A 4,593-nucleotide genomic window follows, 5' to 3' on the forward strand; every position below is an offset into this window, starting at 1 on the left:
TTACACCGAAGGTTTCTTCTGTTGCTGTTGGAACTCTTGAAGCACAAGTGACATTGACCGCCGGTAAAGTCGATGGGGGAAAAGGCAATTCCAGCTTTGGCGCAGATAAGGCATCCATTTCAGCAGATGGAACTGAACAATCAATACTCACCTTTACAGCGAAGGACGCTTATGGCAATGTTGTTGCAGGATTAGGCAACAAACTTACCTTTGACATTGTTGACGGGGGCGGTAACAAGCCGGATACGAACAAGGTTATTCTGTCGAACATTCAAGAGACACCGGCTCAAAGCGGCATTTATGTAGCCACATTGAAAGGCACGCTTGTCGGAACTTATAAGTTAAAGCCGCTTGTTTCGGGAGCTGCTGTTGGAACTCTTGAAGCACAAGTGGCAATAAAGGGCCATGATATCGATACCGGACGATCCACATTTGAAGTAGAGCCGAAATCCATTCCAGCAGATGGAACCTTATCATCAACACTCACCTTTACGGCCATAGATGTTTCTGGCAACCCTATGAGCGGGCTTGCTACAACCGGTTCTGGTGACAAGGTTAGTTTTGTCGTGACAGACAAAAACGGAACAACGGTGTCTACAACTGGCAGTCCTGTTTATCTCACTTCGCCCAAAGAGACAGCCGATGGTAGCGGCATTTATACTGCTACGTTGAAAGGTGCAAAGGTCGGGGAATATACGATCAAACCGAACATTTCCAATAAACCTGTCGGAGAACTTAAAGTTAACGTGACGGTGACAGCCGGTGCGGCGAATGCTGCTAAATCCACCTTTACGGTAACCCAGTCAAGCTTTAACGCAGGTGATAGCAAAGGATCAAAACTCACCTTCAAGCCCATGGACGTGAATAGCAATCCCATCATGGGGCTAAGTGGCAGCGATGTCGGTTTTACCATCGAAGATAGTAGCGAGAATATAGTGGTTCCCGATGGCACTGCCCTCAATCTGACAGAAATCACAGAGACGTCGCCTGGAACCTATGAAGCCACCTTCACGGGCACGAAAGCGGATACTTATTCTTTTACATCGACGGTTTCAGGTGTTGCAGTTCTTACCCAAGAGGTAACAATAAACCCCGGTGCAATAAATGAAGGTACATCGGAGTTAAAACTAGAGCCAGAAACAAATGTAGCAGCTGCTGAATCATTCGCCATTTTTACGGCCAGAGATATTTACAACAACCTTGTGACAGGGAAGAAGAGCGACATTAGTTTTGTCATCACGAAAAGTGTAGCTGCAATTTCATGGACCCGTTCAGGAATAATGGAATTAAGTGACGGACAATATTCTATGAGTATAACTTCTAACGATCCGGTAACTTTTACAATTACACCGAAGGTTTCCGGTGTCGATTATAACAGTTTAACCAAATCCTTAACTATAACACCGAGGTAACTTGACGAAAAAAATCCAGTTTAACAGTTGATAATAACAAGCCTTAACTTGATGATATCGTAACGCTCATCTTTAAATCTAGTGATAGCTTTGGAAATAACTCTGTTTATGATCCTCAAAATTGAGGTTGCAAGCATACACCTCATTTGAATTTCTGGATGCAACAAAAAGTGAAAATGAAGAAGGAATCTATCTGCCGAGGTTTAAAGTTCTAAAGAGGGGATCTGCGGTCTTATCTCCCACTTATGACGGGAAAGTAATTAAAGATGATTTTTACGTTATCCTGTTCGTTAATTCAAAACCGGTAAAAGAAAATACCAAGTTTTATGTGGTAAAGGATAGTTATGCTGAAACTGATTCTGTACATTTAAACATAGGTTTGCGAGATAAAATGGTGATGACGTTATAAATATCACAGATGATATAAAAAATTTTCAAAATAACCAAATGCAAAGTGTACTCACAATTCCGGGGTCGGATTATGTAAGATACTATTGCAATAACTCCACCTATTTAAGAAAAATAGATGGCCACACTTACATACAAGTTCCTTATGAAGCAATAAAAGTCGGCACGAATTTAACGTTCACATTAAAATATCCGGAATGGCAGGACGCATTGTCGAGTAATGCATTTTCTATAACGCCAGGCTATGTATTACCCGAATACTTGAAAATCGAATTGAATAAAAAAGAATATAAAGTGGGAGACGATATCATTGTCAGAATTCATATCGTTGACAAATTTGGTAATCCCTCAACAGACTTTCATCCAGACAACACCTTCTACATTAATGCACCAAATGCCACACCAACATTGCCGGGGTATATAGGTTATGGTGTGCAGTTTAAAGATTGGATAAAAATAGATGACTATACCTATCAGGTGACCTATAAAGCGACTAAAGTAGGCACCGATCTACAAATATACGCATTGCGGGCTGATTATTCGACCATGCGTAATCACAGGGTGTATAAAATCGGTGATAAATTCAGTATTGTAGACAATTAGAATGTAAGAATATTCTGATAATTAAATGGGTTTTACAAAGCTGTGGTTGCTTTAGTGTTGAAACAATATGAAAGTTAAATTTATTGATAATCAGCGCAAAGGTTTTTAGTTATCTAACTCAAAACCTTTTCCAATCGTAATTTAGCAAATACCATCGTCGGCATTTTATTGTGTGATATTGTGGTGTTCATTGTGATATTGCAGTGTTCATCATAAATGCGCAAATAGAAAAGTGGTTTATCTATGCAGGAGTGTGATTGCGCTTAAGAGAATTTAAAGAATAAACCATCGGCTTTATCAAAATGTTGCCTGAATGAACCGCAGCGCGGGCGATAGCCTTTTATCACCAGACGGGCTTGGTAAAGCACAGTGGGGTGAAGGAAATAACGCCAAACAAAATTAAGCAGAGAAAACACAACCAAATTGACTTAAGTAGAGCAATACGCAGCGAAGTTGATTTAAGCAAGGTAGAACGCAGCCCAGTAGATTTAAGTAAGGCAAAGCCCTGCAAAACAGTCGGTTCGGTCTATGTAAAGCGGTGTTAAGCCAAGTTTGTGGGTAACGGTGTATTTCATATTCGGTTGAAATAGCTTTATTTCTTTGCTACTACGATAGGCGCTACCGGCTTTTTTGTTTATAGTTTTAAACATACTGTGTTTTTTAAAACGACCGTGCGGAAAATATCAATTTAGGACGGATGGGCTTATCCAATCTGATCGATGTTGGTAATGGTTTGTAACTTCTGAAAAAAACTTCAAACGATGTTATCTTACGATTATAAAAAAGTATCAGATTACAAATATAATTTTTTTATAGATGAATATCCTGTTTTAAATGTGATAAATATAAAATATCAATTCCATATTTAAGTGGAAATGAGTTTAAATAGAATGAGTTCTAAACATTCATTTACAATTACGGTGAAAATAAGTCAGGTTCTGGTGGTGTCGTTTACCTGAAAAATAGCGTCATACACTTTCAAACATTCAAAAATGTGAAGACAAGCTGGTTCGTCAGGTCATCGCGATGTTCACAAACCTTATTATTAGTGCCACACGTCACAAAAAATAGCACGCGTCACTGAAAAAAAGCATCATATGACAAAAACTTAAAAATTAACCGAAAGTATTTTTGTGTATGCGCTTAGTGATAAAAGACAAAAAAATACAAATATCCATTTCGTTAGTCGTCAAGTAAATAAGTATTTAATAGATAATCGAATACGTGATTGATTATTATCAATTGAAAAAAATATTAATGGAGATAAGCGCAATATAATTTAAAAATAGTTAAAAATAGTATTAAAGTTATTTACAATATTATAACAATACAATAAAATTATAAAAATAATTCAATTAAAGAATATTATAGTATTTGGAGATTATTTATTAAACGATAAATAATTTATAAAATTTAATTTAAAACATAAACAGTGATGTTATTATTATCAAATTTAATTAATTACCGATAAAAAATATTCATAAAAATACGTTATTTCGGTAAAAAATTTCAAACCAAAGCGATTTATAAAATTTTTTTTAGAAGAAAAATAAGTAGAAATATATAGTAAAATATTATAAATATAACGTACGATTCTATTTTATGGAAGTTAATAAAGAATCGATCGAAAAAATATAATTCATTACTATAACAAAAATCGAATCTATGAGAAAAATGTCACTATCAGGATAGAGAATGAATATGAGGGGTGGTTTTTTAGGTCGTTTTAGAAATAAAACGATTTCATGGCTTACGATATTCATTTACATTTGTTCGACATTTCTTCTTTCGATCGTACAGGCGGATGCAGCACAGAGAAGCCGTGATCGTCAATATGAGGGGGCTTATGGTAGCAACTCTTATCAGGGTGGTGGTTATAAGGGTGGTGATTATCAATCGCGAGGTTTGAATCCGGCCCAAGGTTTGAATCCTGATAGTTATGGCCGCTCCTCGTTAAATGATACCTATTCAACGCCGATCCTGACCAGAGGTTATGTTCTGGTGTCCGGTGATACGCTTGATAATATTGCCAAACGCTATAATCTGAGTGTTGAGGGGTTGCGCCGTCTTAATCAGGATCGGTTTTTCAAGAACGGCTTTGACAAGGTAACGGTGGGGGATACGGTTTATGTTCCGCTGTCACCGGTTTCTGATGACATGGCGCATTATC

General features: G+C 37.3%; 3 protein-coding genes. All 3 read left to right on the top strand.

What is annotated here, in order from left to right; translation table 11 throughout:
- Nucleotides 1-1,412, top strand: a 1,412-nt coding sequence (locus H3S94_RS11700) for an Ig-like domain-containing protein (protein ID WP_246786497.1), incomplete at its 5' end; no start/stop codon positions are given.
- A gap of 447 nt (nucleotides 1,413-1,859) precedes the next feature.
- Nucleotides 1,860-2,423, top strand: a complete 564-nt coding sequence (locus tag H3S94_RS11705) for a hypothetical protein (protein WP_198241171.1) — start codon at nucleotides 1,860-1,862, stop codon at nucleotides 2,421-2,423.
- Between the two features lie 1,695 nt (nucleotides 2,424-4,118).
- Nucleotides 4,119-4,593: LysM domain-containing protein (locus tag H3S94_RS11710; RefSeq protein ID WP_198241172.1), on the top strand; the 475-nt coding region annotated here is incomplete at its 3' end.

It is taken from the genome of Bartonella sp. B10834G3, assembly GCF_016102505.1.
Classification (GTDB): Bacteria; Pseudomonadota; Alphaproteobacteria; order Rhizobiales; family Rhizobiaceae; genus Bartonella; species Bartonella choladocola.

Bases quoted from the DNA above. Each gene is read 5' to 3' on its own strand.
- H3S94_RS11705 (WP_198241171.1), top strand. From the start codon at position 1,860: ATGCAAAGTGTACTCACAATTCCGGGGTCGGATTATGTAAGATACTAT.